The sequence below is a fragment of the Mailhella massiliensis genome (genome assembly GCF_020741395.1).
Classification (GTDB): domain Bacteria; phylum Desulfobacterota; class Desulfovibrionia; order Desulfovibrionales; family Desulfovibrionaceae; genus Mailhella; species Mailhella massiliensis_A.
The window spans coordinates 1-5,073 of record NZ_DYZA01000181.1 but is presented as its reverse complement, the minus strand read 5'-3'; the positions used below and the strand labels follow the sequence as shown (position 1 = coordinate 5,073).

Sequence of the window (5,073 nt, the reverse complement as noted above, 5' to 3'; positions counted from 1 at the left end):
GTCAAGGGTAAAATGAACGGCTTCGCCGCCCTTGACATCCACCCCCTCTGGTGTTATGTTGTTGACAAGGCGCCAGCCGGACAAGCCTGCTGCCGCCGCAAATAATCTTTGCTCTATTCGCACCCTAAACGGACTTTACACAGAATTTGGGATTGACCCAAAGTCAAGGCTACTGTTGTCCTTGAAAATTCCCAGAAAAACTTCGGCACATGTCCGCGATGGCATGATTCGGCTACTTAGCGAACTTCCGCCTGAACTGGTACGCTCCGTCACGCCTGATCGTGGCAAGGAGTTTGCCAAACACGACGAAATCTCCGCTGCGCTGAACAACGTTCCCTTTTTCTTTCCTCCGCCTCACGCGCCCTGGATGCGCGGTACGAACGAGAACACCAATGGGCTCATTCGTGAATACTGCCCCAAATCCACCGACTTGGAGTGCTTCGATTCCGCTTTCTTCACCGCCTTTACCAGTAAGATCAATCTTCGCCCCCGTAAATGCCTCGGCTGGAGATCTCCCTTTGAAGTTTTCTTCAACCAACTGTTGCACTTGACTTGACAATTCAAGGCTGATATAATGAAGCCAGCCGGGCAAAAGGCCCGAAAACACAGAAGAACGGAGGCTTTTCCATGGACAACAAGTTGATTTCCCGCCGCACGTTCCTCAAGGGCGCAGCAGCCGCAGGCGCTGTGACCACCGGCGCAATGGTCGGCGTGAATCTGACCCAGGCGCAGGCCGAGGGCGCGGCGATCTATACCCCCGGCACCTACACCGCCACCTCACGGGGCTACGCCAGCTTCGTAACCGTGAGCATCACGGTGGACGAAACGAGCATCCTTGAAGCGACCGTCACTGCAGACGGCGAGACCCAGGGCATCGGCACCGTGGCAGCCGATAAGCTGGCTGAGGAGATCCTTGCGAAGCAGAGCCACGAGATCGACGCGGTCTCCGGCGCGACCAAGACCAGCACCGCCGTACGACAGGCCTGCGAGGAATGTATTGCCCAAGCTAAGGGCATCGACGTGGCGCTGCTGCGTCAGGCTTCCGCCGGGAACACTGCCGAAACCAAGGATTGGCTGGGAGAAGAGCCCATCGTCGCTGCAGCGGACGTGGTGAAAACTATCGACACCGAAGTGGTGGTCATCGGCGCGGGCACGGCCGGTGTGTTTGCGGCTTGTGCGGCGGTGGAGGAAGGCGCGAAGACCATCCTCATCGAGAAGTTCGACGAGAGCTACGGCGGCGCGGGCATCCGCGACACGCTGGGCGCTATCGGCAGCCGCGAGCAGCTGGCCAGCGGCAAGAACCCCGACAAGTTCGACGTCATCACCGAGCTGTACCGTCAGTCCAACGGTTACGGTGACCAGCGGCTGTACAAGGTCTGGGCGGATCACTCCGGCGAGGCCATCGACTGGTACACCGACCGCATGGCTGAGGTAGGCCTGAGCGTCCGCTTCGAGGAGGATGATCACTCCCGCGAGGTACGCTATCCCATCTATGACGTGGGCCACAGCCTGCAGATGAGCGCCACGCAGGGCGCCCACGGCGTGTCCGCCAAGGCGCTGAAGGATTACGGCATCCGCCTGGGTCTGGAGGTGCACTACAATACCACGCTGGTGCGCCTGATCCACGAGGACGGCAAGGTCACCGGCATGTACGCCAATACCCCCGAGGGCATGGTGCGCTACAACGCCAGCAAGGGCGTGATCGTCTGCACCGGCGGCTACAGCCTCAACAAGGACATGATGCAGGCCCTGCAGCCCGAGACCGTCAAGATGATCAACATCAACTACTCCTACCCCGGCAGCATGGGCGACGGCATCAAGGCCTGTCTGTGGGCGGGCGCGGCGATGGACGAGACCCACAGCGGCATGCTTTTTGACCGCGGCGGCATCCGGCCCGATCAGGTGGGCAGCCAGCCCGAGGGCGTGCTGTTCTGGATGGGCAGCCAGCCCTTCCTGAAGGTCGACCTGAATGGCAACCGCTTCACCAATGAGTCCGGCTGCTACGACCACATCCTCCACATGGCGCACACCCTGCCCGGCATGACCTACGCCGAGGTGTGGGATGCCAACTACATCCAGGACATGATGCGCTTCGACACCCACGGCTGCAGCCGCATGTTCCCCCACGTCAACGGCGCGGAATCCGTCTGGCCGCTGGAGTTCAACGAGGCTGTGTTCATGTCCATGTACCGCGACCAAGGCATCGTGGTCAAGGCCGACACCATCGAGGAGCTGGCCCAGAAGCTGGGCCTGCCGGTGGAGAACTTCGTCAAGACCGTGGCGCGCTACAACGAGCTGTACGACAAGCAGCAGGACGAGGATTTCGGCAAGGAGGCCTTCCGCCTGTCTGCACTGCGTCAGCCGCCCTATGAGGGCATCCGCATGAGCGGCGGCTACTTCATCTGCACGCTGGACGGCATCCGCATCGACACCAACATGAACGCCGTCAATGCCAAGGGTGAGCCCATCGAGGGCCTGTACGTAGCAGGCGACTGCTCCGGCGGCTACTTCGATGCCAGCTACCCTAACCTGCTGGCAGGCTGTGCCGCAGGCCGCAGCATCACCTTCGGCCGTCTGGCTGGCAAAAACGCCGCTCACAGAGCATAACTCCATATTTCCGTCATACACAAGGCCCTGCCTGGCAATGCTGCTGGCAGGGCCATTTCCGTTGGTCTTGCTTTCCATCAGTTTTGAGCTTCTTAAACCATCTCGTCTGACTTCGGGATATAGTTCAGCGTTTTACCCTTATCCCCCAGCCATAGCGTCTTGCTCTTGCCATTCCGCTTACAGATGTCAATCAATGATTCGTCTCTGTCCATAGTAATAGGTCTTCTCCGACACACCGTTTTCCAGACACCACCTGCTTGCTCAGTATGATGCTGCCTTTCTCAATCCTCGCGGTCTGGACATCGTCTGGTTTGATTCCGGCAGAGGCGAGAAACTCTCGGGAAAACCGGATGCCCTGGCTGTTTCCCCAGGGCTTAAGCTGAACCTGCATTTTGTTCCCCTCTCTTCTATCTTGTCGAATATTGCAAAATTCTGTTGAATGTATCCGACAGATGTGATAAAATGTAATTTGCTATTTTATTATCTTTTGCTGTGCGCATGGACACATTATCCTCATATTCTGCTGGTTGAGGACAATGAACTGAACATGGAAATTGCGCAGTACCTTTTGGAGGACGCCGGAGCTGTCGTGACGAAGGCGTTTGACGGAAAACAGGCGGTTGACCTGTTTGCGCAGAATCCTGCCGGGACAGTTGACGTGATTCTGATGGATGTGATGATGCCGGTGATGAACGGAATCGAGGCGGCGAAAGCGATCCGTCTGATGGATCGAAGCGATGCCCGTACGATCACGATCATTGCCATGACCGCAAATGCCTTTGACGAGGACAGGCAGGCAACCAGGAATGCAGGAATGAATGCGCATCTGTCCAAGCCGCTGGATGGCAAGGAAGTGCTTCGCGTGATTTCCGGTAGCAGCCGGCAATAAAGGAGAGACGATGATGGAGAATCGCCGTGATATGGAAACGGAAAAGGCCGGCCTGAAGCTGCAGGCGTTTTGTGATATGAACCAGCTGTACAGCCTGCTGGATAACTGGTCCAAAAGCTGCGGCATGGCCACTGTGATTGTTGACACAGAGGGCAACCAGGTCTCTGAGGATTTCGGAATCACAGAGTTTTGCCGGATGGTTCAGTCCTGTGACAAGGGCATGGCCTGCTGCATGGCAACATGGAAATCCGATTTGGACGGTGTCTATGAGTGCCCCTTTGGATTCTGGGATTTCTCGATTCCCATCGTTTTGCCGGATGGGCAGGTGCTTGGAAAGGTGCTGGCCGGGCAGGCGCTATCTGCTGCACAGAAAGATGAAGAAATCCTGCAAAAGACAGCAGGGCTTGGAATGGACGAACATGCAGTCAGAGAGATTCTTTCCCGAATGCAGCGGAAAACCGGAAAGGAAATGCAGGGCGCCTATGCGCTCCTGAAGGAAACGCTGAGCTTCTTTATTGAAAAGAGCTACTCCATCTGGAAAACCAAAAACGAGCTGAAAAAGGAACCTGCAAAGAAGGACAGGATCCTGTCCCAGATCACCCAGATCATGTACAGCTACAACCTGACGGTGGATCTTCAAACGCAGGGCTATACTCTGATCACCGGAACGGGCATGGAACGAACCGTTGATGAATACAGGAAGCACAGCGATTACAGGGAACTGCGGGCATTTCAGGACAGCCTCATTCATCCGGCTTATCTGGGCCGCTTCAATGAGCTGACCGATTTAGCATCGGCAAGGAGCAATCCGTCAGAGAGCGGGTACAGGGGGACGCTGGAGTACCCGGTTCTCTATCCGGGGGATGTTGAATACGAGTGGCATGAAGTCAATGTGTTTATTGGCACTGAGGAGGATGGATCAAGGGTTGCCAACATCCTGGGACGCGACATCACGGAAGCCCATAATGCACAGGACCGAAATGAAAAGGAGCTTCGTGCAGCGGCTGCGAAAAACCAGATTCTGTCCGAGCTGACCAAGCTGCTCTACAGCTACAACCTGACCCTGAACCTGCGAACCGGCAAGTACAGCATGATCATTGGCACCGGCATGACCCAGTTCATGGAGATCTTCAAATCCACCGATGACTATGAAACCGCGTACAGCAAAAAGATCGCCTATCTGGACCCGGAGAACGTGTCCCAGTTTGCGGCGCTGGCCAGTCTGGACGCGCTTCGGGCAAGAATCAATGCCAACGGCTTCATTGGGAACCTTGAGTACGGTGCCCTGACGGATTATGGCGAGGAATGGCATGAGATCAATGTGTTCATCAGCAGGGATGAAGCCGGAGAGCCCGTCGCCAATATTCTGGGCAGAGATATTACAGAGGCACACAAGCGTCAGGAACAGCGTGAAAACCAGCAAAAGGCGGCTATGGCCCGCGACCAGCGAGACTATCCCAAATTTTGTGTAAACCTCCTACGTGGTGTAGAATAGAAGCAGCGCACAGGAGGTATAGCATATGGCTAGAAAGAATCGTACCCCGGAAGAAAACGCCCGACGAGAGAAGATCCGAGAG

The 5,073-nt window shown here is 56.4% G+C and carries 4 protein-coding genes; all 4 read left to right on the top strand.

The features are described 5' to 3' along the window. Window positions 1–55: 55 nt before the first annotated feature. The 4 genes from K8W16_RS08945 to K8W16_RS08930 all read left to right on the top strand — a co-directional run bounded on the left by K8W16_RS08945 (window position 56) and on the right by K8W16_RS08930 (window position 4,991). On the top strand, window positions 56–556 hold the full coding sequence (locus K8W16_RS08945; protein WP_304122803.1) for an IS30 family transposase: 501 nt from the start codon (window positions 56–58) through the stop codon (window positions 554–556). 71 nt (window positions 557–627) lie between these two features. Beyond that, window positions 628–2,607: an FAD-dependent oxidoreductase gene (locus K8W16_RS08940; protein ID WP_304122802.1), complete on the top strand. Its 1,980-nt coding sequence runs from the start codon at window positions 628–630 to the stop codon at window positions 2,605–2,607. Window positions 2,608–3,046: 439 nt separating this feature from the next. Next, complete coding sequence (locus tag K8W16_RS08935; RefSeq protein WP_304122801.1) at window positions 3,047–3,496, top strand: response regulator; 450 nt, start codon at window positions 3,047–3,049, stop codon at window positions 3,494–3,496. Between the two features lie 10 nt (window positions 3,497–3,506). Continuing rightward, a complete protein-coding gene (locus K8W16_RS08930) occupies window positions 3,507–4,991 on the top strand; it encodes a PocR ligand-binding domain-containing protein (protein WP_304122800.1) in 1,485 nt (494 codons plus the stop codon). The last annotated feature ends 82 nt before the right edge of the window (window positions 4,992–5,073 follow it).